The sequence below is a fragment of the Arenimonas sp. genome (genome assembly GCF_041913985.1).
Classification (GTDB): domain Bacteria; phylum Pseudomonadota; class Gammaproteobacteria; order Xanthomonadales; family Xanthomonadaceae; genus Arenimonas.
The window spans coordinates 1-24,536 of record NZ_JAYSEG010000031.1; the positions used below are offsets into that span (position 1 = coordinate 1).

Here is a 24,536-nt window from a genome sequence, read left to right on the forward strand (position 1 = left end):
CTACAGGTGCGCGCACAAGGTAAATTACGCCCATGTTCCTGCGACTCACCCGCCCGGCCCCGCCCGCGCCTGAAACCCGCGCGCTGGCCCTGGCCGACGGCGGCGCCGTGCCGGTGCGCTGGGTGCGCGACCGCCGCGCGCGCCGGCTGCGCCTGATCGTTTCCGACAAGGGCGCGCGCCTCACGCTGCCCATGACGGCCTCGGTGCGCCTGGCCGAAAGCTTCCTGCTCGAGCACCGCGACTGGCTCGTGGCCCAGCTGGCGAAGCAGCCCGCCGCCGACGCGCCCGCCTTCGGCCGCGGCCAGTGCGAACCGCTGCCGCTGCGCGGCGAACAGGTGCCGCTGAGCTGGCACGAGGGCCGCTTCGCCCGCGCCCGCCTCGGCGAGCACGGCATCGAGCTGCACCTGCCCGAGCGCGCCGACGACCGCCGCGCCCGCGCCGCCCTGCGCGAGTTCTACCTCGAACAGGCCCGCGCCGACCTGGGCGCCTGGGTGCCGAAATACCTGCCCACGCTGCCGCGCGCGCCCATGGCCTTCCGCCTGCGCCCGCTGTCGTCGCTCTGGGGTTCGCTCAGCCCCTCCGACGCGCTCTCGCTCGACCTGGCCCTGGTGCTCGGCCGGCCGTCGGCCTTCGAATACGTGCTGGTGCACGAGCTCTGCCACCTGATCCACGCCAACCATTCGCGCCGCTTCTGGCGCGAAGTGGAAGCGCGCTGCCCGGCCTGGCGCGACGAGCGCGACTACCTGCGCGGCGAGGGGCTGGCCTTGAAGGGAACGCTGGCGCGTTTGATCCGGTAACCGCCCCGCCGGATACCACCGTGAACCCGATGCACCGCTTGCCCGCCGCCGCGCTGGCGGCCGTCCTGCTCGCCGCCTGCGGCAAGGCCCAGGACAAGGCCAACGAAACCCTGGTCGAGAAGGCCATCGAAGCCAGCAGCGGCCAGCACGCCGAGGTGGAGATCGAAGACGGCCAGCAGACCGTCACCATCGAAACCGAGGAAGGCACCTACGTCGCCACCAGCGGCGACGACGTGCGCCTGCCGGAAACCTTCCCCGCCGACGTGCGCCTGCCGGAAGACGGCCGGCTCATCACCGCCATGAGCCTGGGCGACGCGGTGTCGGTGAGCCTGCGCAGCCCGCGCGCGGCTGCGCTGGTGTTCGCCGAGTTCCGCCAGGCCCAGGCCGCCCAGGGCTGGACCGAGGCCAGCGTGCTCGAGCAGGCGCCCATCTACGTGGCCGGCTTCACCAAGGACCAGCGCCGCATGGAAGCCAACTTCGTGGCCGAGGCCGACGGCGGCACCACCCTGGCCGTCACCGTGCAGCCCAGCGCCGACTAGGCGCGCAGGAATTCCAGCACCGGCGTCGCCACGGCCTGCGGCTGCTCCATGTGCAGGTGGTGGCTGCCCGGCAGCACGAGCACGCGGCCGTCGCGCAGGCAGGCCAGGCGCGCCTCGCGCACCGCGGCGGTGAAATACGGCGGCGCCGGGTCGGCCGCCACCACCAGCACCGGCGCCTCGATGGCGCGCAGCAGCGACTGCACCGCCACCTCGTCCATGCGCACGTGGCCCGGCAGGGTCAGGCGCGGGTCGCTGCGCCAGGCGAAGCCGCCGCGCACCGGCTGCAGGTTGCGCTCCACGATCAGGCGCGCGGACTCGCGGTCCATCTGGGTGGCGGTGAGGCGCATGGCCACCGCCGTTTCCAGGTCAGGAATCACGCGTGTCGGCCGCATGCCGCGCGCGCGGCGGGCCTGCACGGCCTCGCGCAGGCGGCTGCCGGCCAGGGTGGGGTCGCCCGCCACCGGGCCCAGCGCTTCCACCAGCGCCAGCCGGCGCACGCGCGCGGGCGCGGCGGCGGCCAGCGCGCAGGCGATGGCGCCGCCCATGGAATGGCCCAGCAGGTCGGCCTGCTCCCAGCCCAGCGCGTCGAGCACGTCCAGCACGTCGTGCAGCCAGTCGGCGAAGGCGTAGTCGTAACCCGGCGCGCGGTGCGAACTGGCGCCGTGGCCCGGCAAATCCAGCGCCACCCAGTCGAACTCCGCCAGCCAGGGCGACAGCGGCAGGAAGCTGGCCGCGTTGTCGAGCCAGCCATGCAGGCACAGCAGCCGCGGCCCGCCCGCGCGGCCGCCGCGCAGGGCCGCCAGCGGGCCGCGCGCGGTTTCGATGCGCTGCTCGTGCATCAGTGCGGCCAGCCCTGCAGCTGGCGTCGCGCCAGGGCGGCGAGCGCGGCCACGTGGCCGGGTTCGTCGTTGAGCGCGCTGATGTAGCGCAGCGCCTGGCCGCCGGCGTGGCGGAAGGCCTCGTCGTTCTCGACGGCGATCTCCTCCAGCGTTTCCAGGCAGTCCACGGCGAAACCCGGGCACACGACGTCCACGGTCTTCACGCCGTCGCGGGCCATCGCCTCGAGGGTCTTGTCGGTGTAGGGCTGCAGCCACTCCTCGCGGCCGAATCGCGACTGGTAGGTGAGCTTCCACTCGCCTTCGGCCAGGCCCAGGCGCGCGGCCAGGGCGCGGGCGCCGGCCTCGCACTGGCGCGGGTAGGGGTCGCCGGCGGTTTCGTAGCGCTTGGGCAGGCCGTGGAAGCTCATCAGCAGCTTATCGGCGCGGCCGTGCAGGTCCCAGTGGGCGCGCACGCGAGCTTCCATGGCGTCGAGCCAGCCGCCGTCGAGGTGGTAGTCGGCGATGAAGCGCAGGTCGGGCGTGCGGCGCCAGCCGGCCAGCTCCTTGGCCACGGCGTCGAGCACCGAACCCGAGGTGCTGGCCGAATACTGCGGGTACAGCGGCAGCACCAGCAGGCGCGACATGCCTTCTTCCTGCAGCTTGCGCAGCACGTCGGGCACCGAGGGGTTGCCGTAGCGCATGGCCACGCGCACGGAGACGTCGGGCAGCGCGTGCTGCAGGCCCTGGGCCAGGCGCTGGGTGTACACGAGCAGCGGCGAGCCGCCCTCGGCCCAGATCGAGGCGTACTTCTTCGCCACCTTGCCCGAGCGCAGCGGCAGGATGATGAAGTGCAGGATCGGGCACCACAGCCAGCGGGTGAGCTCCACCACCCGGTAGTCGTGCAGGAACTGCGCCAGGTAACGGTGCACGGCGCGGCGGGTGGGCGCGTCGGGCGTCCCCAGGTTCACCACCAGCAGGGCGGTGCGGCCGGTGCCGGCGCTGGCGGGGGCGTCGAGATAGGGTTTCATGCGGACCTGTCCTTGTCGGCTGCGCGCAACTTATCATCGCGCAAGTGAAGGCGCGGCTCACCCACGGTTCATTCCGCGCCACCATACTCGAAGCGTCGCGTCCTCCCGGAGTAAAGCCCATGTCCCGAATCCTGGCCCCGTTCGCCGCCCTGCTCGCCCTGGCGCTGGCCCTGCCGGCCCAGGCCGGCGTCAAGGAAGAGGCCAAGGCCTCCGACGCCGCCCGCGTGCTGGCCGAAATCATGCGCATCCCGGAAACGGCGGTGCCCGAGAAGATGTTCGGCGAGGCCTACGCCATCGCCGTCATCCCCGACGTGGTCAAGGCCGGCCTGGTCATCGGCGGCCGCGGCGGCAAGGGCCTGGTCTCGGTGCGCAGCCCGGACGGCACCTGGTCCAACCCCAGCTTCATCAAGCTCGGCGGCGGCAGCTTCGGCTTCCAGGCCGGCGTGCAGTCGGCCGACGTGATCCTGGTGTTCCGCAGCCAGCGCGGCGTGGACAACATCGTCAACGGCAAGTTCACCCTTGGCGCCGACGCCTCGGTGGCCGCCGGCCCGGTCGGCCGCAGCGCCCAGGCCAGCACCGACGAGCAGCTCAAGGCCGAGATCTACAGCTATTCCCGCGCCCGCGGCCTGTTCGCCGGCGTCGCCCTGGACGGCACCGTGCTGCGCATCGACCACAAGGCCAACCAGGCCGTGTACGGTCGCAACACCACCCCCCGGGCCATCTTCGAGGGCCGCACCGGCCCCGCCCCGGGCGCCGTGGTCGATTTCCGCGACCGGCTCGAGGAAAACACCGTCAAACAGTGACGGACGGACGGCGCGGCCGGCCCCCGGCTGCGCTATCCTTCGCCCATCGCAACCGCGCAGGAATCACTGGCATGGGCAGCTTTAGCATTTGGCACTGGATCATCGTCCTGGTCGTGGTGGTGCTGATCTTCGGCACCAAGAAGCTCGGCACCATCGGCAAGGACCTCGGCGAAGGCATCAAGGGCTTCAAGAAGGGCCTCAAGGACGGCGACGACGCGCCGCCGGCCCAGCTCGGCAACGAGCGTCGCGACGCCGGCGAAACCAAGTCCGACGCCGCCCCGCAGGACTCGCGCAAGGACGGCTGAGCCGGCCTCCGGCTGGCGGCAATTCCATGTTCGACATCGGTTTCAGCGAACTGCTGGTGATCGCGGTGGTCGCCCTGGTGGTGCTCGGTCCCGAGCGCCTGCCCAAGGCCGCCCGCTTCGCCGGCCTGTGGGTGCGCAAGGCGCGCGCGCAGTGGTATTCGGTGAAGTCCGAATTCGAACGCGAGATGGCCGCCGACGAAATGCGCCGCAGCGTCGGCGACCCGGCCCGCGAACTGCGCGAAGCCGTGCAGGACACCACCCGCGAACTGCGCAACGCCGGCGAGACCCTTGGCGGTGCCGTGCGCGAAGCCGAGGCCCAGGCGCAGGACGCGCCGCCCGCCGCGCCGGGCGAACCCGCCGCGCCTGAAGCTCCCCCCGCCGCCCCGCGCCAGGAGCCGCCCGCGCCATGACCGGCCGCGCCGGCCAGCCCGAAGAAACCCTGATGGGCCACCTGCTCGAGCTGCGCTCGCGCCTGCTCAAGGGCGTGGTGGCGGTGCTGGCGGTGTTCGCGGCCCTGATGCCCTTCGCCAACCGGCTCTACGCCGAGCTCGCCGCGCCGCTGCTGTCGAAGCTGCCGGCCGGCGGCCAGCTGGTGGCCATCGAAGTGGCCTCGCCCTTCTTCACGCCGGTGAAGCTGGCCTTCTTCGCCGCCCTGGTGCTGGCCGCGCCGGTGCTGATCTACCAGGCCTGGGCCTTCGTGGCGCCGGGCCTGTACCAGAACGAAAAGCGCCTGGCCAAGCCGCTGCTGGTGGCGGCGGTGCTGCTGTTCTACGCCGGCTGCGCCTTCGCCTATTTCCTGGTGCTGCCGATGGTGTTCGGCTTCCTCACCGCCATCACGCCCGAGGGCGTGGCGATGATGACCGACATCAGCCGCTACCTCGACTTCGTGCTGGTCATCTTCCTCGCCTTCGGCCTGAGCTTCGAACTGCCGGTGGCCGTGGTGGTGCTGGTGGTGCTGGGCGTGGTGACGCCGGCCCAGCTGCGCGAGGCGCGCGGCTACGTGGTGGTCGGCGTGTTCATCCTGGCGGCCATCATCACCCCGCCCGACGTCGTGTCGCAGCTGATGCTGGCGATCCCGATGTGCCTGCTCTACGAGCTGGGCATCGTGGCGGGCGCGGTGCTCAAGCGCCGGGCCGCCGCGGCCTGAGCCATGGCCAGCCCGGCCGGGTTCTGGCGCCGCTACGCCGCCTGGAGCCTCGACGCGCTGGCGCCGCTCGCCCTCTCGGTGCCGCTGCTGTGGGGCACCGGCCAGCGCATGCTGGCCCAGACCGACCTGCACCTGTCCCGTTTCCAGCTGCGCCTGTTCGAACTGGCCGACGTGGCCCTCGGCCAGGGCCGCGACCCGCTGCAGGCCCTGCCCGGCTGGGCGAACGACCCGGCGCTGCGCGCGGCCCTGGTTGACCTGGCGGGCACCTGGCTCGACGCCGCACTGGTGGCCGTGGCGGTGCTGTTCGCGCTGTCGGCGGCCTGGTGGGTGGCCTTCGAGGCCTCGCCCTGGCAGGCCACGCCGGGCAAGCGCCTGTTCGGGCTGCGGGTGGAACGCGGCGACGGCGGCCGGCCGGGGCCGGGCCGGGTGGCGCTGCGCTTCGTGGCGGGGGTTCCCTCGTGGTGCCTGCTGCACCTGGGCCACGCCATGGCTGGCTGGCGCGCCGACCACCGGGCCCTGCACGACCTGCTCAGCGACACCCGCGTGGTGCTGGCGCCCTGCGCGCCGGCGGCGATGCCGCGCGGGGCCAGGCTTTGGCTGTGGGCGCAGGCGGTCGCGCTGCTGGCGGCCTTCGCCACGGTGGCCACGTTCTACGCGGTGCTCGCCCTCGAAGCCCTGGCCACCGGCCTGCCCTGAAGCGGGTTCAGGCCTCGAACTGGGCCGGCATGGGCGGCGGGCCCGCGGCCGGGTCTTCCGGCGCGAACTGGCTGCGCCAGGCGAAGTACGCCACGCCGGTGTAAACCACCACCCCCGCCGCGGCGAAGGCCAGCATCACCAGCAGCGCCAGCGGCACCCCCAGCAGCGGCAGCAGACCGGCGATGACGCCGAGCACCAGCGCCACCACCACCATCACCAGCGCCACCGCCAGCATGGCGGCGAAGCCCAGCACCAGCAGCAGCAGGCTCGGGCCCGGGTTGTGGCGCACCATCGCGAGGCCGTCGGCGATGGCGCCCAGCGTGCTGCGCCGGCCCAGCTGCACCGCCGGCACCGTGACCAGCTGCAGCAGGTTCTGCAGGGCCGTGAGCCCCAGGCCCACCAGGAACATCAGCGCCGGCGAGCGCGCCTCGGGCGGCACCGGCGGCACGCCCTGCATGGCCGCCTCCATCATCGCCGTGTACTCGGCGAAATAGGTGGGGCCGCCGAAGAGGCGGTAGTTCAGCAGCGTCAGCGCCAGGCCCGCGAGCGGCAGGATGGCCAGGCCCGCCAGCGAGGCTAGGCGGCCGCCGCGGAAGCCGGCGAACACGCCCAGGGCCGACACCGGCCGGCCGGATTCGGATTCGTGCACCACGTGCATCATGCCGCCGCCCAGCACCGGCATCAGCACCATGTAGAACAGCATGATGGGCGCGACCAGCGCCAGCATCATCGCCGGGCCGGCCGTCTTCGGGTCGAAGCCCGCGCCCACCGCCACCGCGATGGCACCCAGCATCAGCACCGTGCCCAGGCCGAACACCAGCACCAGCGCCAGCAGCGCCGCGCCGAACACGGCCTTGGGGTTGCGGCCGCCCAGGTCGACGGCGCGGGTGAAGCAGGCGATGACGGCGTTGGTGTCGATCTTGCGGATGTTCATCGGTTCCCTTCGTGCCTGCCGCGCCCGTGCGCCTGGTGGATGAAGCGCCGCAGCACGCGACGCGCCAGCGGCGCCGGCCGCACCGCCTTCGACAGGCTGGCGTGGCAGGTGCCTTCCTTCGCCAGCGCCTCGGAACGGGCGTGGATGTAGCCCCGCATCATGCCGGTGCTGAACTCGGGATGGAACTGCACGCCCCAGGCCGCCTCGCCCCAGCGGAAGGCCTGGCAGTCGTCGCGGTCGGAGGCCGCCAGCACCCTGGCGCCCGGCGGCGGCGTGGTGACGGTCTGCAGGTGCGTGGTGTGGGCGTCGAAGCGCGCGGGCAGGCCGGCGAACAGCGGGTCGCCGGCCGCCTCGGCGTGCAGCGACACCGGCACCGTGCCCATTTCGCGGCCGCGCGGGTTGTAGTCGACCTGGCCACCCAGCGCGTGCGCGATCAGCTGGTGGCCGTAGCAGATGCCGAACAGCGGCTGGCCGGCCTCGGCGGCGTCGCGCAGCCAGTCGGCGCAGCGTTCGCTCCAGTCGGCGCGCTCGGTGACCATGGCGCCCGAGCCGGTGATGAGCACGCCGGCGTAGTCGGCCGCCTCCGGCAGCGGCTCGCCGTCGAGCACGCGCACCTGGCGCACCTGGCGGCCATGCAGGCCGGCGGCGACCCGGATCCAGTGGCCGAAGCTGCCATGGCGGCGCAGGCTGGGGATGGGGACGCCGGTCTCGAGGATCAGGAAGGGCTTCATCGGGCGCAAAACAAGCAGGGACGCGGGCCGCGGCTATACTAGCGCGCTTTGGACAGGGCGAAACCGCGATGACCGCACCGACCTTCCAGGAGCTGATCCAGCGCCTCAACCAGTACTGGGGCGAACAGGGCTGCGTCCTGATCCAGCCGCTCGACCTCGAGGTCGGCGCCGGCACCTTCCATCCGGCCACCTTCCTGCGCGCGCTCGGCCCCGAGCCCTGGGCCGCCGCCTACGTCCAGCCCTGCCGCCGCCCCACCGACGGCCGCTACGGCGAGAACCCGAACCGCCTGCAGCGCTACTACCAGTACCAGGTGGTGCTCAAGCCCAACCCCGACGACATCCTCGACCTCTACATCGGCTCGCTCAAGGCGCTCGGCGTCGACCCGCTGGTGCACGACCTGCGCTTCGTCGAGGACAACTGGGAATCGCCCACGCTCGGCGCCTGGGGCCTGGGCTGGGAAGTCTGGCTCAACGGCATGGAAGTGACCCAGTTCACCTACTTCCAGCAGGCCGGTGGCCTGGAGTGCAAGCCGGTGACCGGCGAGATCACCTACGGCCTCGAGCGGCTGTGCATGTACCTGCAGAACGTCGACAACGTGTTCGACCTGGTCTGGACCGTCGGCCCCGACGGCACGCCGGTGCACTACCGCGACGTCTACCACCAGAACGAAGTCGAGCAGAGCACCTACAACTTCGAACACGCCGACGTGGAGGAACTCTTCCACCGCTTCGACGCCTGCGAGCGCGAGGCCATGAAGCTGGTCGAGCTGGGCCTGCCGCTGCCGGCCTACGAGCAGGTCTGCAAGGCCTCGCACTCGTTCAACCTGCTCGACGCCCGCCGCGCCATCTCGGTCACCGAGCGCCAGCGCTACATCCTGCGCGTGCGCGCGCTCTCGCGCAGCGTGGCCGAAGCCTATTACGCCCAGCGCGAGAAGCTCGGCTTCCCGGGCCTGAAGAAGACCAAGGAGACCATCAATGGCTGATTTCCTGCCGCTGCTGATCGAACTGGGCACCGAGGAGCTGCCGCCGAAGGCGCTGCCCGAACTGGCCCAGGCCTTCCACGACGGCGTGCTCAAGGGCCTGGCCGCGCGCCGCATCGAGGTGCGTGACGAACCCGGCACGCCCGCCACCGGCCCGCTGTATTCGCCGCGCCGCCTGGCCGTGTTCCTGCCGGCCGTGGCCACCCAGCAGCCGGTTCAGCACAGCGAAGTGCTGGGGCCTTACACCAACATCGGCCTCGACGCCGAGGGTAAGCCCACGCCGGCGCTGCTGGGCTTCGCGCAAAAGAACGGGCTCGAGTGGGATAAGCTCGACCGCGTCACCGATGCCAAGGGCATGCGCTTCGTGGCGCGCTCCTCGCGCCCCGGCGCCGCCACCGCCACCCTGCTGGCCGAAATCACCGCCGAGGCGCTCAAGGCCCTGCCGGTGCCCAAGCCCATGCGCTGGGGCAGCCGCGACTACGCCTTCGTGCGCCCCGCGCACTGGCTGGTGATGCTGCTGGGCCGCGACGTGGCCCCCGGCGAGGTGCTGGGCCTGAAGTCCGACCGCATGAGCCGCGGCCACCGCTTCCACCACGCCAAGGGCGTCTGGCTCAACGAGGCCGGTGAGTACCTGCAGGCGCTGCGCGAGGCCAAGGTGCTGGCCGACCCGCGCGAACGCCGCGAGCGCATCCGCGCCGAGATCGCCGCCGCGGCGAAGGAAGCCGGTGGCCAGGCCCGCGTGCCGGCCGAGCTGCTCGAGGAAGTGAACTGCCTGGTGGAATGGCCCAAGGCCATCCTGTGCGGCTTCGAGCGCGAGTTCCTGCGCGTGCCGCAGGAAGCGCTGATCCTCACCATGGAGACGAACCAGAAGTTCTTCCCCGTGCTCGACGCCGAGGGCAAGCTCAGCGAGAAGTTCATCGGCATCGCCAACCTGGAATCGAAGGACCCGGCCGAGATCCGAAAGGGTTACGAGCGCGTCATCCGCCCGCGCTTCGCCGACGCCAAGTTCTTCTTCGACGAAGACCTCAAGCAGCCGCTCGACGCCTGGATGACCGGCCTGGCCACCGTCACCTTCCAGCAGAAGCTGGGCAGCTACGCCGACCGCGCCGCGCGCGTGGCGCGCCTGGCCGTCATCATCGCCGAGACCCTGGGCGCCGACAGCCTCAAGGCCAACCGCGCCGCCTCGCTGGCCAAGTGCGACCTGCTCAGCCGCATGGTCGGCGAATTCCCCGAGCTGCAGGGCAAGATGGGCCGGCACTACGCGCTGGCCTCGGGCGAACCGGCCGACGTGGCCGAGGCCATCGACGAGGCCTACGCGCCGCGTTTCTCCGGCGACGCCATCGCGGCTTCGCCGCTGGGCCGCCTGCTGGCCGTGGCCGACCGCCTCGACACCATCGCCGGCGGTTTCGCCGCGGGGCTCAAGCCCAGCGGCAACAAGGACCCGTTCGCCCTTCGCCGCAACGCCCAGGGCCTGGCGCGCACGCTGATCGAAGGCCAGATGGACCTCGACCTCGGCGCCCTGCTCGACGACGCCAACGCCGGCCTGCCGCGCGAGCTCACCTGGGCGCCCAGCACCGAGCTCTACGACTTCATCCTCGAGCGCCTGCGCGCCTACTACGCCGAACAGGGCGTGCCGGGCACGCAGTTCGACGCGGTGGCGGAAGTGCGCCCCGGTTCCCTGCTCGACTTCGACAAGCGCCTGAAGGCCATCGCCGAGTTCGCCCGCCTGCGCGAGGCCAGCTCGCTGGCCGCGGCCAACAAGCGCATCCGCAACATCCTGCGCAAGGTCGAAGGTTCGATCCCGCCGGTGGTCGATGCGTCGCTGCTGGCCGAACCGGCCGAGCAGGTGCTGCACGACGCGCTCGCCGCCGCGCTCGCCGACACCGACCCGCTGCTGGCGCAGCGCGACTACGTCGGCACGCTCAAGCGCCTGGCCGCGCTGCAGGCGCCGGTGGACAACTTCTTCGACCGCACCCTGGTGATGGCCGAAGACCCGGCGGTGCGCGACAACCGCCTGGCCCTGCTCAAGCTCATCGCCGACCGCTTCGCGGCGGTCGCGGCGGTGGAGCAGCTCTCAGCCGGCTGAGCGTTTCGCCAAGGCCAGCTCACGCACGCGCCGGCGCTCCACGCCGGCGCGTTTTTTTGCCCGCCGGTCGAGGTAAAGCTGGAAGCCGGTGACCGTGAACAGCGGCATCGCCAGGCTGGCCAGGCAGAACAGCAGCAGGCCCGACCCGCCGAAGAAGCTGCCGCTGTGCAGCGGGAAGATCGCGGCCACGAAGCGCTGGCCGGCGGGTTTGTCGTCGAAGCGTTCGTGCGCGGCCACGGCCAGCGTGCCGGCGTCGAGCGCCAGCCGGTTGTTGGCGCGCTCGTGCGCCGGGTCCGCGTCCTGGTAGCTGAACTCCACCGGCGCGCCGGCCGCCGCCGGCAGGCGCAGCGTGCGCGTCGACCAGGCCGGCACCGCGGCGTCGAAGGCAGCGAAGGCCGCAGCCACGTCCACCGCCGGCGCCGGGCCGGCATCGCGGACCCCGGGCGCGCCAGCCGGCCCGCCGCGCATCGCCTGCGCCGGCATGCCCGCCAGCGAATTCACGCCCTCGCGGTACCAGCCGTAGCTCCACCACAGGCCGGTGAGCGCCATCACGAGGTAAGGCACCAGCAGCCACGTGGCCGCCACCGAATGCAGGTGCCACAGGAAACGCCGGCCCGTGAGCCGCGTGTCCAGGTGCAGCCAGGCGCGCAGGCTGGCCCAGCGGCGCGGCCAGCGCAGGTACAGGCCCGAGACGCAGAAGAACACCAGCGCCACCGTCGAGGCGCCGACGATTTGTTTGCCCCACTCGCCCGCCGCCAGCCAGCGGTGCAGCTGCATGGTGAAACGGAAGAAGCCTTCGCCGCGCGGCTGGCCCAGCAGCTCGCCGGTGTACGGGTCGAGCCAGCGCATTTCACCGCGCGGCCGGCCGCCCGGGCCCGGCGGCGCGCCGGGCGCCGGTGCGAAGCCGACACGGGCCGCGTTGTGCGCGTCGGACGAGAGCGTCAGCGACTGCAGCGCCTTGCCCGGCTCGGCGGCGGCGACGCGCGCCAGCAGTTCCTCCGGCGGCAGCGGCATCCGCCCAGCCGATTCCACCGTCATCACGCCGGGGTTGAGCAGCTTCAGCAGCGCGTCCTCGTAGGACAGCAGCGCGCCGGTCACGCCCACCACTGCGAGCACCACGCCGGCGGTGATGCCGAGGAACCAGTGGGTCTGGAACAGGATCCTGCGCAGCATGCGGCGGCCTCAGGCCTCGGCCCAGCGGCGCAGCAGGTTGTGGTACACGCCGGTGAGCTGCACCAGGCCGGGGTGGCCGGGCGCGGCGGCGGTGAGCGCCTGGATGCCGCGGTCGAGCTCGAACAGCTCGCGGCGCTGGCCGGCGTCGCGCACCAGGCTCTGGGTCCAGAAGAAGCTGGCCAGGCGCTCGCCGCGCGTCACCGGCGTCACTTCGTGCAGGCTCGAGCCCGGGTAGAGCACCAGGTCGCCGGCGGGCAGCTTCACGCGGTGCGTACCGTAGGTGTCCTGGATCACCAGCTCGCCGCCGTCGTACTCGTCCGGGGCGCTCAGGAACAGCGTGGACGAGAGGTCGGTGCGCACCGGTTCCGGCCGAGCGGCGCCGCGGTCGTAGCGCACGGCGTTGTCCACGTGGAAGCCGAAGGACTGCCCGCCGCGGTAGCAGTTGAACAGCGGCGGGTAGATCTTCCGGGGCAGCGCCGCGCTGAAGAACAGCGGGTGCCGGCCCAGCGCGTCGAGCACGCGGCCGCCCAGCTCGCGCGCCAACGGGTCGTTCTCCGGCAGCTGCAGGTTCTGCTTGGCCTGCGCCGACTGGTAGCCGGCGGTGACGCGGCCATCGGCCCAGGCGGCGCCGGCGAGCCGCGCGCGGAACGCGGCCACTTCTTCGGCGGTGAGTACGTTGGGAACTTGCAGCAGCATGGCGGCCTCGCGGTGGTCAGAACAGCCAGGTGGCCGAGAGCACGGCCGAGCGCGCTTCGCCGGGCGTGGCCCAGCCGTTGTTGCGCACGCGGGTCACGTACTTCTCGTTGGTGAGGTTGTTGAGGTTGAGCTGCAGGCTGAGCTGGCTGTTGACCGCCCACGAGGCCATGGCCCGGTGCGTCGTCCACGCCGGCACGTCCGGCAGGCCGGCCACGCGGCCTGCGTCGAAGGCGCCCTGGTAGGTCACGCCGTAGCCCAAGGTCCAGCCGGGCGCGATGGCATACGTGGTCCACAGGCTGGCCGAGCGCTCGGGCGTGTTGATGATGCGGTCGCCGCGCGCCGGGTCCGGGCCGGCCGGGGTGTTGGTGCAGCCGTTCTGGCCAGGGTTGCGCAGGCAGTAGTCGGACACCGACTGCAGCACCTCGCTGTCGAGCAAGGTGGCGTTGGCGAACACCGACCAGGCCTCGGTGAGGTGGCCGGCGATGCCCAGCGCCAGGCCGTCGACGCGCGCGCGGCCGTCGAGCTGCTGTTCGCCGGTGGGATTGGCCGGGTCGAAGTCGGCCACGCGGTAGTTCTCGCGCTCGTTGCGGAACAGCGCCGCGCTCAGCGCCAGGTGGCCGTCGAGCACTTCCCACTTGGTGCCGAGCTCGAGGTTCGCGGCCGTTTCCGGGTCCACGCCGCAGGTGGCCGCGGTGCAGGCGCCGTTGACCGAGGCCTTGGACGGCGTCTTGCTGTTGGCATAACTCAGGTACACCGTGCCGTTGTCGGCCGGCTTGTAGACCAGGCCGGCGCGCCACGAGAACAGGTTCTCCTCGTTCTCGAACACGGCGTTCTTGCCGAGCAAGGTGCCCAGGCCGGTGTTGTCGGGACTAGGGTTGGCGACGGTGGGCGCGGTGTAGGTCCTGACCGCGTAAGTGGTGGTGTCGCCGGCGTTGTGTTCGTAACGCGCGCCGAGGTTGAGCTTCCAGCGCTCGCCGAAGCCCAGCGTGTCGAACACATACAGCGCCTGGTTCGACAGCGTGCCCTCGCTGCGGCCAGTGCGGAAATAGTTCACCGGGCCGGTCCAGAGCGAATCCGGGTTCGACAGGTCCATGCGCGGCAGCGCCACCGGGCTGCCGTCGGCGTTGCGCAGCACGTTGCCGGTGTCGAGCTCGAAGGTTTCGTGGGTGAAGGCCACGCCGGCCACGAGCGCGTGGCTCACGGCGCCGGTGGCGAAGCGCGCGGTCAGGTCGGTCTGGCTGGTGGCCAGCGCGTTTTCGGTCTGGCGCCGGTAGCCGCGCGGGCCGCTGGGCAGGTAGCTGCCGGCCGGCGTGCAGGCGGCGCCGGTGGCCGGATTGATGCCCTCGTCCAGGCACCAGGTGCCCTGCACGGCATCCACGATCGAATCCTGCGAGACCTGCTGCCAGCGCGCGAGGCTGCGCAGCTGCACGCGTTCGCTGAAGTCATGCTCGAACACGCCGGTCACGCTATCGGCCGCGATCTCCTGGCGGTCCACGTTGTGGTAGCCGTAGTAGCCTTCCTCGTCCACGCCGGGCAGCACGCCGCCGTAGGCCGGGAAATAGGGCAGGCCGTACTGCGGCAGGTTGTCGTCGCGCTGCACGAAAGCCGACAGGGTCAGGCGGGTATCGGAATCCAGCGCCAGGCCCAGCGAAGGCGCGAAACCCCAGCGCTCGAAGCGCTCGTGGTCGCGGCCGGGCACGTCGTTTTCGTGCACCATCGCGTTCAGGCGCAGGGCGTGGCCCTCGCCCAGCACCTGGTTCACGTCGCCGGCGAGGCGGCGGAAACCGTCGCTGCCGATGGCGGCCGTGGCCTGGGCGAAGTCCTCCAGCCGCGCCGCCTTGCTCACCAGGTTGATGCTGCCGCCCACCGAACCCGCGCCCGAATAGGCCGAGTTGGCGCCGTTCACCAGCTCCACCGACTCGAGGTTGAAGTTGTCGCTGCGGGTGTACTGGGCGCTGTCGCGCACGCCGTCCACGGTGATGTCGGCGCTGGCGCTGAAGCCGCGCAGGGTGATGGAGTCGCCGTAGCCACCGCCGCCCTCGCCGGCGCCGAAGGTGATGCCGGGCAAGGTCTGCAGCACGTCGCGCAGGCCCAGCAGGCCCTGCTGGTCCATGGTGGCGCGGTCGACCACGGTGACGGTCTGCGGGGTGTCGAGCAGGGCCTCGGTGTACTTGGGCGAGGCGGGTTTGTCCACGCGCTCGCCGGTGACCTCGACCGTCTCGAGCTGCGTGGGCGCCGGCGCCGCGGTGGCGGCGGCCGGAAGGGCCAGCGCGAGGGCCAGGCAAAGCGGATTCGGGGCGGCCGGGCGGGCCACCGGGGGGCGGGAGCGGGACATGCTTCGGTCCTTGGGCAGGAGGTGGTTGGCTGGGCCGAAGCGGCTAGCTAATGCGAATCATTATCATTAGCAACGCGCCGGATGGCAAGCCCTTCGTCACGAAGCCTTGCCCGGCCGGGCTTGCGGCACCCGTTATGCTGTCCGCGCATGCCCTTCGCGCCCCCCGCCCGCCTGCTCGCCACCTTCCTGCTCTGCCTGTGCGTGGCCGCGCCGGCGGCGGCGCTGGAGCTGGTGGCGGTACGGGTCACCGGCGTGGACGACGAGGCGCAGCACGACGACGTGCTCGACGCGCTCTCCCTGCACCGCCTCAACCCCAACCGCCGCAGGGCGCTCACCGAGAGCCGCCTGTCCTACCTGCTGCGGCGCGTGCCGCGCGAGGCGCGCCAGGCCCTGGAGCCCTACGGCTACTACGACACCCAGGTCGAGACCGAGGTCGTGCGCGACGGCGATCGCATCACCGTGCGCGTGGCCATCACCCCCGGCGAACCGGTGAAGGTGCGCCGGCGCGAACTGGCGCTCACCGGCGCCGCCGAAACCGACACCGCCCTCACCCGCCGCCTGCAGCGCCTGCGCCCGCGCGAGGGCCAGGTGTTCGACCACGCCACCTACGAAACCGGCAAGGCCAACATGGACCGGGCGCTGGCGGCGCGCGGCTACTTCGACGCGCGGCTCGACACCCACCGCGTCACCGTCAGCCGCGCCGAACACGCCGCCGACATCGCCCTGGCCTGGGACAGCGGCGAGCGCTACACGCTGGGCGAAGCCACGCTCGAAGGCCACCCCTTCCGCCCCGGCCTGCTGGAGCACCTGGTGCCGTGGAAACCCGGCCAGCCTTACGACCAGGCCGAACTGCTGGCGCTGCAGGCCTCGCTGGCGGAGCTCGATTATTTCGCCGCCATCGACATCCGCCCGCGGCCCGACGACGCGCAGGACAAGCAGGTGCCCGTGACCGTGGCGCTCAGCCCGGCCAAGCGCAGCGTGTACTCGGCCGGCGTGCGCTTCGGCACCGATTCCGGCCTGGGCCTCACCGGCGGCCTGGAGCGGCGCTGGGTGAACAGCCGCGGCCACAAGTTCGAAAGCCTGCTCAGCCTGGCCCAGCGCCGCAACGACCTGGCCACGCAGTACCGCATCCCCGCCTTCAAGTGGCTCGACGGCTGGTACACCGCCGGCGCCAAGCTGCGGCAGGAGGAAGTGGACGGCATCAACAACGAGCTGTTCGAACTGGTGGGCAGCCGCAGCGGCCGGCTCGGCAACTGGAACCTGCTGGCGGCGCTGAACTACCGGCGCGAACGCTTCGAAGACGCCGCCACCGGCTTCGACTATTCCTACTCGACCCTGGTCTATCCCTCGCTGTGGGCGCAGTGGGGCGAAAGCGACGACCCGCTCTACCCGCGCGCCGCGCGCGGGCTGACGCTGGAACTGCGCGCGGGCTCGTCGGCCTTCGGCTCCGACCTCGACTTCCTGCAGGTGCGCGCCGAAGGCCGCTGGATCCGCAGCTTCGGCCGCCGCCACCGGCTGCTGCTGCGCGCCGAGGCCGGCACCACGATGAGCGGTGATTTCCCAAGCTTCCCGCCCTCGCTGCGCTTCTACGCCGGTGGCGACCGCAGCGTGCGCGGCTACGGCTACAAGGAAATCGGCCAGTACTTCCTGGGCACCGACGGCCGCCGCTACGTGTTCGGCGGCAAGCACCTGCTGGTGGCCAGCGCCGAGTTCGAGCGCATGTTCACCCGCGAATGGGGTGCGGCGGTGTTCGTGGACGCCGGCGACGCCTTCGACGGCGACGGCAGCTTCGACCCGCAGGTGGGCGCCGGCCTGGGCCTGCGCTGGCGCTCGCCGGTGGGCCCGGTGCGCATCGACGTGGCACACGGCTTCGGCGGCGATGCGCAGCAGTCCATTCGCCTGCACCTCAACATCGGGCCCGACCTGTGAACGCGCCCGCCGCCCGCCCGCCCCGCTCGCGCCTGCGGCGCTGGTCGCGGCGCGCATTCTGGTTGGCGTTCGCGGGCGGCGCGCTGCTCGGTGCCGTGCTCGCCTGGCTGCTGCTCACCGGCAGCGGCCGCGACACCCTGCTGGGCCGCGTCACCGGCCTGCTGCCGCCCGGCGCACTCACCTGGCAGCGCGCCGAAGGCACCGTGCGCGGCCCGCTGGTGCTGCACGACGCGGTGTACGTGCAAGGCGGCGTGGAACTGCGAGTGAAGCGCCTGATGCTCGACCCCGACCTGCTGCCGGTGCTGGGCCGCCGCCTGCAGCTCGACGCGCTCGAACTCGAGGGCGCGGTGCTGAGGCTGCCCGCCGCCGAAGACGAGCCCTTCGAACTGCCCGAATGGCCCGAGGTGCTGCCGCGCCTGCCGCTGCCGCTCGACATCCGCAGCGCGCGCGTGGACGTGCGCGGGCTGCAGGTGTTCCAGGGCGAAGTCCAACGCGTGGACATCCGCACGCTCGACGCCCGCGGCCTGCACCTGGTGGACGAAGGCTTCACGCTTTCGGAGCTGCGCATGGACAGCGACCTCGGCCGCGCCACCCTCAAGGGCGAATACCGCCCGGCGCGCGATTTCCGCAGCGCGCTCACCGGCACCTTCGCCCGCGACGCCACCGACACCGCACCGGCGGCCGCGCTGCAGTTCAGCCTGCAGGGCAAGCTCGACGCGCTGGCGCTGGACGTGCGCGGCGACGCGCCGGCGCCCCTGCTGCTGCAGGCCACGCTGGCCGACGGCCAGGGCAATGCGCCGGACTGGAAGATCAGCGCGCAATCGCAGGGCCTCGCGCCGGAGCTGCTCGGCGCCGGACCCGGCGAGCCGTTGCGTTTCGCGCTGCAGCTCGAAGGCACCGGCGCCAAGGCCACGCTCTCGGGCGAAGGTGGCCAGGGCGACACCGCCGTCACCATCGAACCGTCCGAGCTGTCGCTGTCCGGCGACGTGCTGCGCGTCGACCCGCTCGACCTGGTGCTGGAGAACGGCCGCGTGCGCGTGGTGGGCGACGCCAAGCTCGACGCCACCGGCTCCTTCGACCTGCGCATCAGCAGCGACGGCCTGCGCTTCGAACCGGCGGCCGGCGAACCCGGCGCGCTGCCGGTGCAGGCGCGCGGCGAACTGGTGGCGCGCGGCGTGGCCGACGACTGGACGCTGGAAGGCGAGGCCGTGCTCGCCCGCAACGGCGACGAAGCCCGCCTGCGCGTGGCCGGCGCGGGTGACCGCGGGCAGCTGCGCCTCGACGCCCTGCGCGCCACCACGCCCGGCGGCGCGATGGAAGGCCAGGGCCGCGTGCGCTGGGCGCCGCGCTTCGAACTGGGCCTGCAGGTGGCGCTGCAGGACCTCGACCCCGGCTACTTCCTGCCCGACTACCCCGGCCGCCTCAGTGGCGCGCTCGACCTGCAGGCGGCGAACGACGACGCCGGCTGGCAGGGCGCGTTCACGCTCGAAGACCTGCGCGGCGAACTGCGCCAGCGCCCCGTCGGCGGCCGCGCAAACGCCACCTGGCAGGCCGGCCGCGGCACGGGCGAAGCCACGCTGCGCCTGGGCGCCAGCGCGGTGCAGGCCCGCGGCACCTTCGGCGACCGCTACGACCTGCAGGTGCAGCTCGAACCCCTGCAGCTGGCCGACGTGCTCGCCGGCGGCGAAGGCCGCGTGGAAGGGCGGCTCGCGCTGCAAGGGCCAGCCGCCGCGCCGGACGTCACCGCCGACCTGCGCGGCGACACGCTGGCCTGGGGCGGCTACCGCATCGACGCACTCACGCTCGCCGGCCAGCTGCCGGCGCGCGGCGGCGAGGGCGACTTCACCGTGGAAGCCAGCGGCGTGGATACCGGCGGGGTCCGCGCCGACACGCTGGCGCTGCGCGCGCGCGGCAGCCAGGCGCAGTTCGCGCTCGACGCGCAGGCCGCGGGCGAACATGGCGAGGTGCAGCTCGCCGGCGACCTGGGCCGCGAGGGCTCCGCCTGGAGCGGTGCACTTTCCGCGCTGAAATTCACGCCCAGCGTCGGCCCCGCGCTCACGCTCGAAGACCGCGCGGCCTTCCGTGTCGGCCCCGGCGTGCTTCGGCTCGAGCGCAGCTGCCTGCGCGCCGGCGACACCGACGGCCGCCTGTGCCTGGCCGCCAGCGGCGACGAGGCCAGCATTGACGGCGACGCGCTGCCGCTGGCCCTGGCCCAGCCCTGGCTGCCCACCGACGAAGGCGTGCCGCTGTCGCTCGAGGGCGTGGTGGCGCTGCGCGCGCAGCTGCGACGCGGCCGCGACGGCGCCTGGCGCGGCGACGGCGAAGCCACGTCGAACTTCGGCGTGCTCCGGCTCGACCCGGACTCCGACCGCGATGTGTTCCGCTACGACGACCTGCGCCTGGCGTTCACGCTCGACGGCGAGGCCGTGCAGGCCGAACTGGGCGCCACGCTCGCCGAGGGCGGCCGCGTGTCCGCGCGCCTCGAGACTGGCCTCGCCGACACCGCCGCGCTCGACGGCGAGCTGCAGCTCGACGTGCGCGAACTCACCTTCCTGGAATTGCTCTCGCAGGACCTGGCCGCGCCCACTGGCCGCCTGCAGGGCCGCCTGGTGCTTGCCGGCACGCGCGCGGCGCCCGCGCTCAGCGGCGAGGCGCGCCTGGCCGCGTTCGCCGCCGAGCTGCCCGGCCTGGGCCTGAAGCTCGCCGAGGGCGAGTTCGAACTCAGCGGCCAGCCCGATGGCGTGGCGCGCCTGGCGGGCAGCGTGCGTTCCGGCGAAGGCCGGCTGCGGCTCGACGGCAGCGTGGATCTCGCCAACCCCGAAGCCCCGCTGCAGCTGGTGCTGGGCGGCGAACAGGTGACCTTCGCCAGCACGCCCGAGCTCTACCTCATCGCCAGCCCGACCCTGGCGCTGCGCCTTGAGCAGGGCCGGCTGCAGGTTCGCGGCCGCGTGGTGGTGCCCGAGGCGCGCGTGGACCTGGAGTTGCTGGATTCCAGCGCGTCGGTGTCGCCCGACGTGGTGGTGCTCGACCCGGTGGACCCGGAACAGGGCCGCACGCTGCCGCTCGACCTCGACTTCGCCGTCGCGCTGGGCGACGACGTGCGCCTGAAGGGCTTCGGCCTCGACGGCCGCATGAGCGGCACGCTGGCCATGCGCCAACGGCCGGGCCGGGCCGCCACCGCCTCGGGCACGCTCGACGTCACCGGCGACTACCGCGCCTACGGCCAGGCACTGACGATCCGCCGCGCGCGCCTGGGCTATGCCGACTCCGCGGTGGACGACCCCTCGCTCGACATCCGCGCCGAACGCGCCTTCGACGAGGTCACCGTGGGCGTGCAGGTGCGCGGCACCGCGCGCCGGCCGGAAACCACGGCCACCTCGCAGCCGGCCATGGACACCAGCGAGGCGCTGTCGTGGCTGGTGTTCGGCCGGCCGCTGAGCACCGCCACCGGCGCCGAATCGCAGCAGCTCGACGCCGCCGCCATGGCGCTGGGCGCCGGCGGCAACCTGGTGGCGCAGCAGGTGGGCGCGCGCCTGGGCCTGGACGAAGCCGGCATCAGCGATTCGCGCAACCTCGGCGGCGCCGCGCTCACGGTCGGCAAGTACCTCTCGCCACGCCTCTTCATCAGCTACGGCGTTTCCCTGGTGGGCAGCGGCCAGGTGGTGACGCTCAAGTACCTGCTGGCCCGCGGCTTCGACGTCAGCGTCGAATCCGGCAACGAAAACGCCGCCTCCCTCAACTGGCGCACCGAACGCTGAAAAAGAAAGGCCGCCCTTGCGGGGCGGCCTTCCGGGGTAACGCGGTCGCTGGCGGTCAGAACGTGACGCGCAGGCCCAGGCTGGCGCTGTTGCGCTCCTGCTGGTCGTCGCTCAGGCGGCCGCTGTAGGCGGCGAACGCGGTGACGTTCTCGCCCACCTGCCAGTTTACGCCCAGGTCGGCGCTGATCCAGTCCTTCGACGGGGTGAAGCCCGGCATGGTGAAGCGGCCCGGCATCGAGTTCGAACCGGCGTTCACGAACACCTGGTTGTCCTCGCTCTCCTCGTTGTAGGCCACGCGCAGGAACGGGCGCACGGTCTCGTAGTTGCCCATCATCTGGTAGCCCGCGCGGGTCACCAGCGAGTCGCGGTCGAAGCCGGCGAAGTTCATCGAGGTGGCGCTGCCGCTGTCCTCGGCGTACTCGTCCACTTCCTGCTGCACCCACGAGGCCGCCACGAACGGACCGTGCTGGATGCCCGAGGCCGAGCCGAACAGCCAGCCCAGGCCGAGCTCGGCGCCGAACAGGCTGGCGTTGGTGGAGCCGGTTTCCTCGCGCAGGTTCGGGCCCAGCTGGATGTAGCGGTTGATGTCGAGGCTGGTGCTGCCGCCGCTGATGGCGCCGTGCACGTAGCCGCCGCCGCCGAAGCGCAGGGTGCCGTGCAGCGAGCCGATCACCGAACGGCCGTCGATGCCGCCGATGCCGGTGTCGTTGTCGTGGTTGCCCAGGGTGATGGCGACGCCCCAGTAGGCGTTTTCGCTGTAGCGGTGGTTGGCACCCAGCGACAGGCTCATCACGTCGGCGCTGGCGCCCGGCACGGCGGCGCTGGCGTCGTAGTCCTGCTCGCCGTACTGCACGGTGGCGTAACCGCGCACGCTGCCCACTTCGCGGTCGAGCTGGAAGTCGGAGAACATCTCGTCGTTGATGGCGCGGACGTGGTTCTCGTTCACCTGCACGCCGGCTTCGCCGGCCATCGAGAACTGCACCGGCGCGGCGATGGTGGACAGCACCACGTTGGCCAGCATCGCGTGCGCGGCGCCGGTCGGGTGCACGCCGTCGGCGAACAGGTAGGTTTCGTTGGTGCCCGGCGCGTAGGACGCCGGGAGGCCGGCACCGGCCGGGCCGCAGGCGATCGAGCTGGCCGGCTGGCAGGCGGTGCCGGTGATGTTGGTGAAGCCGAAGCGGCCCGGGTCGGCGGAGATTTCGGTAATCAGGCCGAAGGTGTTGATCGGGATGATGCCGTCGCCCAGCTGGCCCAGGCCGGTGGCCAGCGCCGAGTTGTACACCACGGTGATCTGCGACACGGCGCTGGCGTTCGGGGTGGAACCGAACTGCGGGGTCGCGCCGAGGTTGGGCAGGTTGTAGACGATGATGTAGTTGGCGCCGGCGGCCTGCAGGCGGCCGATCTGCTGCACGTAGGCGGTGGCCGCGGCGACGGTGAGCGCCTGGGCGTTGGCCGGGTTCAGGGTGAGCGCCGCGAAGATGTCGTTGGCGCCGCCCCAGATGCTGTAGAGCGCGTTCGGGTCGGCCACGCCGCCGGTGAGCGACAGGTACTGCGTCACCTGCGTGCCGATGTTCGGCACCGGGTTGAGGCAGGGCGCGGCCGCGTTCACGCAGGCGCCGCCCCAGGCGAAGTTGGTGCCGCCGGCGAGCGAGTTGCGCGCCTGCAGGCCGAAGGCCGCGGCGATGATCTCGGCGGCCACCGGGTCCGGGTTGGTGGTGAAGCTGAAGCCGGCAGGCAGGCCCTGCGCCTGGGCGATGTTGCCCGAGTCGCTGAGGCTGTCACCGAACACGACGACGTTGCTGAATTCCTGGGCCTGGGCCGCGCCGGCGCAGCCAAGCGCCAGGGCAAGCGCGCCAGCCAAACGGTTGAAACGGGGCATGTGCAACTCCTTCGGACTTATGTAAGGCCGGGTGCGCCCCGGCGAGGCCGCCCCACCTTAATCCAAAGGGGAAATCCGTACCACTGGGTAGGGTTATTCAGCCACGCGGGCGCCGCGCAGGCGGGGCACGCCACCCACCACCTCGGTCCAGGCCAGCCAGGCCTGGCCGTCGCGCAGGCGCAGGCGGGGGAAACCGGTGGCGCGGCCGCGGCCGGCGATGTCGGCCACCTTGGTCCGGAAATGCTCGGTGGCCAGGCCCGGATCGAACCGGGCCAGCCACAGCGACTGCGCCCCGCCCTGCTCCTCCACCCAGGCCACCCACACGCCGGCGGCGTCGGCGGCCAGGTCGAGCCGGCCCTGCTGGGCTTCGCCGCGGGCCAGCTCCTTCATGCCGGTGAAGCGGCGGCCGCCGTCGTCCGAACGCGCCAGGCGGATCGCCGGCATGCCGCCGGGCGCGGTGTACCAGGCCACCCAGGCCTGGCGGCCGCGCGCGGCGATGGCCGGGCCGTTCACCGGGCAGGCCGGCATCACCCAGCGGTCGGCGTGCACCATGACGGGCGCGTGCCACTGGCGGCCGTCGAAGCGCGCCACGGCGATGTCGCGCACTTCGCCGGCGGTGCGGTCGCGGTAGGCCAGCAGCACGCCTTCTTCCGTAGCCACGCTGTCGGTCTGGCAGCAGTCGCAGGTGCTGGCGTCGATCTCGCGCTCGGCGTGTTTGCCGCCGGCGCCGAAGCTGGCCGCGCGCAGGGTCATCATGCCGCCGCCTTCGCCGTGTCCGGCATGGCCGCCGTGCCCGCCGCCGCCGGTGTGGCGGCCGTCGAGCCAGGCGATGCCGAGCCGACCGTCCGGCTGCGCCCACAGCGTGGCGAAGCCGTGCTCGGTGGGCGTGCCGTCCTCGTGCACCGGCGCGGTGGGCGCCCAGGTCTGCCCGCCGTCGCGCGAGCTCTGCAGGCGCACGTCGTAGGCGTAGGTGGCGTCGGCGTTCTTCACCAGCGTGTGCGCCCACAGGCTGCCGTCGGGCAGGGCCTGCAGCGCGGGGAAGTCGGCCCAGTTCACGAACCAGTCGCCGCCCTCGGCGATGGGGCGCGCGGGCGACCAGCCGGTGCGCGCGTCGTGGCGGGCGAAGGCCAGGCGGTGGCCACCGCCGGCGCGGCGCTCGATCCAGCTCAGCAGCAGGCCGCCGTCGGGCGCGACGGAAAGATTCGGCTGCGCCGAGCCGGGCGGCGCCGGCAGGGTCCAGGCGGTGACGGTGGCGGCCTGCGCGCTCGGCGCAAGGGCAAGCAGGGCGATCAGCAGCGGCTTCATGCCGCCAATCTAGTCGCCCGGCGCGTCCGCGTCACCGTGCCGGTAGCCAAAGCGCGCGTGCAGCGCCGCCAGCTGGGCGCGGAAGCGGCGCGCTTCCCAGGCCAGCAGGCGCCAGCCCAGGTCCAGCACCAGCGCGAAGCCCAGGCCCGCCACCACGCCGCCCACCACCAGCGCGTTCACGTGCGTGCCCAGTTCACCCGCGCCTTCGCCGTAGCCGGTGAGCCCGATGAGCCACGCGCCCAGCGCATGCGTGGCGTAATAGATGGGCCCGAGCGTGAGCGGGTTGGTGACCATCTGCAGCGCCGCCATCACCGTGAGGTTGCCGCGCAGCCACACCGCCAGCGCCAGGCCAATCGCCAGCTGCAGGCCGTACACCGGCATCAGCGCCAGCACCGCGCCGGCGTACAGCGACACCAGCACGTGCTTGCGCTTGAACGACCACAGGTAGGGCCGCTTGCGCGCGGCCTCGGCGAACCACTTCACCACCGGGTAACGCGCCACGTTGGCGCGGCGCGGCAGCGGCCGCAGCCAGCGGCGCAGGCGACGGCGGCGCGCCAGCCATCGCCGGTGCAGCGGGTGGGTGCGGACGGGCATGCG

The 24,536-nt window shown here is 72.6% G+C and carries 21 protein-coding genes; 11 read left to right on the plus strand and 10 right to left on the minus strand.

Features of this window, described 5'->3' with window-relative positions; all coding sequences use genetic code 11:
- Positions 1-32 precede the first annotated feature (32 nt).
- Complete coding sequence (locus tag ACE3Q2_RS10585) at positions 33-797, plus strand: SprT family zinc-dependent metalloprotease (RefSeq protein ID WP_374473997.1); 765 nt, start codon at positions 33-35, stop codon at positions 795-797.
- A gap of 20 nt (positions 798-817) precedes the next feature.
- Positions 818-1,336 carry a hypothetical protein gene (locus ACE3Q2_RS10590; RefSeq protein WP_231696838.1) on the plus strand — a complete coding sequence of 173 codons (519 nt, stop codon included), beginning with the start codon at positions 818-820 and terminating at the stop codon, positions 1,334-1,336.
- Here the strand turns inward: ACE3Q2_RS10590 and ACE3Q2_RS10595 are convergent.
- Both ACE3Q2_RS10595 and hemH read right to left on the minus strand, forming a co-directional pair.
- Positions 1,333-2,175: an alpha/beta fold hydrolase gene (locus tag ACE3Q2_RS10595; protein ID WP_231696839.1), complete on the minus strand. Its 843-nt coding sequence runs from the start codon at positions 2,173-2,175 to the stop codon at positions 1,333-1,335. The genes ACE3Q2_RS10590 and ACE3Q2_RS10595 overlap by 4 nt on opposite strands.
- The gene (gene hemH, locus ACE3Q2_RS10600) at positions 2,175-3,182 is read right to left on the minus strand and encodes a ferrochelatase (protein WP_231696840.1); all 1,008 of its coding nucleotides are present in this window, start codon (positions 3,180-3,182) and stop codon (positions 2,175-2,177) included. Before hemH ends, ACE3Q2_RS10595 begins: the two co-directional genes overlap by 1 nt.
- 119 nt (positions 3,183-3,301) lie before the next feature.
- Between hemH and ACE3Q2_RS10605 the strand changes: the two genes are divergently transcribed.
- From ACE3Q2_RS10605 to ACE3Q2_RS10625, 5 genes are all read left to right on the plus strand, one after another.
- On the plus strand, positions 3,302-3,985 hold the full coding sequence (locus tag ACE3Q2_RS10605) for a lipid-binding SYLF domain-containing protein (RefSeq protein WP_231696841.1): 684 nt from the start codon (positions 3,302-3,304) through the stop codon (positions 3,983-3,985).
- A gap of 71 nt (positions 3,986-4,056) precedes the next feature.
- Positions 4,057-4,290, plus strand: coding sequence for a Sec-independent protein translocase subunit TatA (gene tatA / locus ACE3Q2_RS10610; RefSeq protein ID WP_374473998.1), 234 nt, complete (start codon positions 4,057-4,059; stop codon positions 4,288-4,290).
- 26 nt (positions 4,291-4,316) lie between these two features.
- Entirely contained in the window at positions 4,317-4,700 is a 384-nt protein-coding gene (gene tatB, locus ACE3Q2_RS10615) for a Sec-independent protein translocase protein TatB (RefSeq protein WP_374473999.1), read from the plus strand.
- Positions 4,697-5,437 carry a twin-arginine translocase subunit TatC gene (tatC, locus tag ACE3Q2_RS10620; protein WP_231696844.1) on the plus strand — a complete coding sequence of 247 codons (741 nt, stop codon included), beginning with the start codon at positions 4,697-4,699 and terminating at the stop codon, positions 5,435-5,437. The genes tatB and tatC overlap by 4 nt, the downstream gene beginning before the upstream one ends.
- 3 nt (positions 5,438-5,440) lie before the next feature.
- Positions 5,441-6,133: an RDD family protein gene (locus ACE3Q2_RS10625; protein WP_374474000.1), complete on the plus strand. Its 693-nt coding sequence runs from the start codon at positions 5,441-5,443 to the stop codon at positions 6,131-6,133.
- A gap of 7 nt (positions 6,134-6,140) precedes the next feature.
- Here the strand turns inward: ACE3Q2_RS10625 and ACE3Q2_RS10630 are convergent, their stop codons facing one another.
- Entirely contained in the window at positions 6,141-7,067 is a 927-nt protein-coding gene (locus ACE3Q2_RS10630) for a hypothetical protein (RefSeq protein ID WP_374474001.1), read from the minus strand.
- Positions 7,064-7,798, minus strand: a complete 735-nt coding sequence (locus ACE3Q2_RS10635; protein WP_374474002.1) for a glutamine amidotransferase — start codon at positions 7,796-7,798, stop codon at positions 7,064-7,066. Before ACE3Q2_RS10635 ends, ACE3Q2_RS10630 begins: the two co-directional genes overlap by 4 nt.
- Before the next feature lie 68 nt (positions 7,799-7,866).
- Between ACE3Q2_RS10635 and glyQ the strand changes: the two genes are divergently transcribed.
- Both glyQ and glyS read left to right on the plus strand, forming a co-directional pair.
- Positions 7,867-8,781 carry a glycine--tRNA ligase subunit alpha gene (gene glyQ / locus ACE3Q2_RS10640; RefSeq protein WP_231696848.1) on the plus strand — a complete coding sequence of 305 codons (915 nt, stop codon included), beginning with the start codon at positions 7,867-7,869 and terminating at the stop codon, positions 8,779-8,781.
- On the plus strand, positions 8,774-10,864 hold the full coding sequence (gene glyS / locus ACE3Q2_RS10645) for a glycine--tRNA ligase subunit beta (protein ID WP_374474003.1): 2,091 nt from the start codon (positions 8,774-8,776) through the stop codon (positions 10,862-10,864). The genes glyQ and glyS overlap by 8 nt, the downstream gene beginning before the upstream one ends.
- Here the strand turns inward: glyS and ACE3Q2_RS10650 are convergent.
- The 3 genes from ACE3Q2_RS10650 to ACE3Q2_RS10660 are packed head-to-tail and all read right to left on the minus strand — an operon-like array spanning position 10,853 to position 15,068.
- Positions 10,853-12,037, minus strand: a complete 1,185-nt coding sequence (locus ACE3Q2_RS10650; RefSeq protein ID WP_374474004.1) for a PepSY-associated TM helix domain-containing protein — start codon at positions 12,035-12,037, stop codon at positions 10,853-10,855. The two genes, glyS and ACE3Q2_RS10650, sit on opposite strands and share 12 nt — an antisense overlap.
- A 9-nt stretch (positions 12,038-12,046) precedes the next feature.
- The gene (locus tag ACE3Q2_RS10655) at positions 12,047-12,733 is read right to left on the minus strand and encodes a Fe2+-dependent dioxygenase (RefSeq protein ID WP_231696851.1); all 687 of its coding nucleotides are present in this window, start codon (positions 12,731-12,733) and stop codon (positions 12,047-12,049) included.
- Positions 12,734-12,749: 16 nt separating this feature from the next.
- On the minus strand, positions 12,750-15,068 hold the full coding sequence (locus tag ACE3Q2_RS10660; protein ID WP_231696852.1) for a TonB-dependent receptor domain-containing protein: 2,319 nt from the start codon (positions 15,066-15,068) through the stop codon (positions 12,750-12,752).
- 147 nt (positions 15,069-15,215) lie between these two features.
- Here ACE3Q2_RS10660 and ACE3Q2_RS10665 point away from each other — a divergent pair, with 147 nt between their 5' ends.
- Together ACE3Q2_RS10665 and ACE3Q2_RS10670 are read left to right on the plus strand one after the other, a co-directional pair.
- Positions 15,216-16,997 carry an autotransporter assembly complex family protein gene (locus ACE3Q2_RS10665; protein WP_374474005.1) on the plus strand — a complete coding sequence of 594 codons (1,782 nt, stop codon included), beginning with the start codon at positions 15,216-15,218 and terminating at the stop codon, positions 16,995-16,997.
- Positions 16,998-17,059: 62 nt separating this feature from the next.
- Positions 17,060-20,755, plus strand: coding sequence for a translocation/assembly module TamB domain-containing protein (locus tag ACE3Q2_RS10670; protein WP_374474006.1), 3,696 nt, complete (start codon positions 17,060-17,062; stop codon positions 20,753-20,755).
- A 55-nt stretch (positions 20,756-20,810) separates the two neighbouring features.
- Here ACE3Q2_RS10670 and ACE3Q2_RS10675 read toward each other — a convergent pair whose 3' ends face one another.
- The 3 genes from ACE3Q2_RS10675 to ACE3Q2_RS10685 all read right to left on the minus strand — a co-directional run bounded on the left by ACE3Q2_RS10675 (position 20,811) and on the right by ACE3Q2_RS10685 (position 24,533).
- The gene (locus tag ACE3Q2_RS10675) at positions 20,811-22,634 is read right to left on the minus strand and encodes an autotransporter domain-containing protein (protein WP_231696855.1); all 1,824 of its coding nucleotides are present in this window, start codon (positions 22,632-22,634) and stop codon (positions 20,811-20,813) included.
- 93 nt (positions 22,635-22,727) lie between these two features.
- Entirely contained in the window at positions 22,728-23,939 is a 1,212-nt protein-coding gene (locus tag ACE3Q2_RS10680) for a sialidase family protein (RefSeq protein ID WP_231696856.1), read from the minus strand.
- 9 nt (positions 23,940-23,948) lie between these two features.
- A complete protein-coding gene (locus tag ACE3Q2_RS10685; protein ID WP_231696857.1) occupies positions 23,949-24,533 on the minus strand; it encodes a DUF2062 domain-containing protein in 585 nt (194 codons plus the stop codon).
- Between the last annotated feature and the right edge of the window lie 3 nt (positions 24,534-24,536).

Excerpts from the sequence above, each read along its gene's own strand:
- ACE3Q2_RS10585 (WP_374473997.1), top strand. The coding sequence starts at position 33 with ATGTTCCTGCGACTCACCCGCCCGGCCCCGCCCGCGCCTGAAACCCGC.
- ACE3Q2_RS10595 (WP_231696839.1), bottom strand. The coding sequence starts at position 2,175 with ATGCACGAGCAGCGCATCGAAACCGCGCGCGGCCCGCTGGCGGCCCTG.
- hemH (WP_231696840.1), bottom strand. The coding sequence starts at position 3,182 with ATGAAACCCTATCTCGACGCCCCCGCCAGCGCCGGCACCGGCCGCACC.
- ACE3Q2_RS10605 (WP_231696841.1), top strand. The coding sequence starts at position 3,302 with ATGTCCCGAATCCTGGCCCCGTTCGCCGCCCTGCTCGCCCTGGCGCTG.
- tatA (WP_374473998.1), top strand. The coding sequence starts at position 4,057 with ATGGGCAGCTTTAGCATTTGGCACTGGATCATCGTCCTGGTCGTGGTG.
- tatB (WP_374473999.1), top strand. The coding sequence starts at position 4,317 with ATGTTCGACATCGGTTTCAGCGAACTGCTGGTGATCGCGGTGGTCGCC.
- tatC (WP_231696844.1), top strand. The coding sequence starts at position 4,697 with ATGACCGGCCGCGCCGGCCAGCCCGAAGAAACCCTGATGGGCCACCTG.
- ACE3Q2_RS10625 (WP_374474000.1), top strand. The coding sequence starts at position 5,441 with ATGGCCAGCCCGGCCGGGTTCTGGCGCCGCTACGCCGCCTGGAGCCTC.
- ACE3Q2_RS10630 (WP_374474001.1), bottom strand. The coding sequence starts at position 7,067 with ATGAACATCCGCAAGATCGACACCAACGCCGTCATCGCCTGCTTCACC.
- ACE3Q2_RS10635 (WP_374474002.1), bottom strand. The coding sequence starts at position 7,798 with ATGAAGCCCTTCCTGATCCTCGAGACCGGCGTCCCCATCCCCAGCCTG.
- glyQ (WP_231696848.1), top strand. The coding sequence starts at position 7,867 with ATGACCGCACCGACCTTCCAGGAGCTGATCCAGCGCCTCAACCAGTAC.
- glyS (WP_374474003.1), top strand. The coding sequence starts at position 8,774 with ATGGCTGATTTCCTGCCGCTGCTGATCGAACTGGGCACCGAGGAGCTG.
- ACE3Q2_RS10650 (WP_374474004.1), bottom strand. The coding sequence starts at position 12,037 with ATGCTGCGCAGGATCCTGTTCCAGACCCACTGGTTCCTCGGCATCACC.
- ACE3Q2_RS10655 (WP_231696851.1), bottom strand. The coding sequence starts at position 12,733 with ATGCTGCTGCAAGTTCCCAACGTACTCACCGCCGAAGAAGTGGCCGCG.
- ACE3Q2_RS10660 (WP_231696852.1), bottom strand. The coding sequence starts at position 15,068 with ATGTCCCGCTCCCGCCCCCCGGTGGCCCGCCCGGCCGCCCCGAATCCG.
- ACE3Q2_RS10665 (WP_374474005.1), top strand. The coding sequence starts at position 15,216 with ATGCCCTTCGCGCCCCCCGCCCGCCTGCTCGCCACCTTCCTGCTCTGC.
- ACE3Q2_RS10675 (WP_231696855.1), bottom strand. The coding sequence starts at position 22,634 with ATGCCCCGTTTCAACCGTTTGGCTGGCGCGCTTGCCCTGGCGCTTGGC.
- ACE3Q2_RS10680 (WP_231696856.1), bottom strand. The coding sequence starts at position 23,939 with ATGAAGCCGCTGCTGATCGCCCTGCTTGCCCTTGCGCCGAGCGCGCAG.
- ACE3Q2_RS10685 (WP_231696857.1), bottom strand. The coding sequence starts at position 24,533 with ATGCCCGTCCGCACCCACCCGCTGCACCGGCGATGGCTGGCGCGCCGC.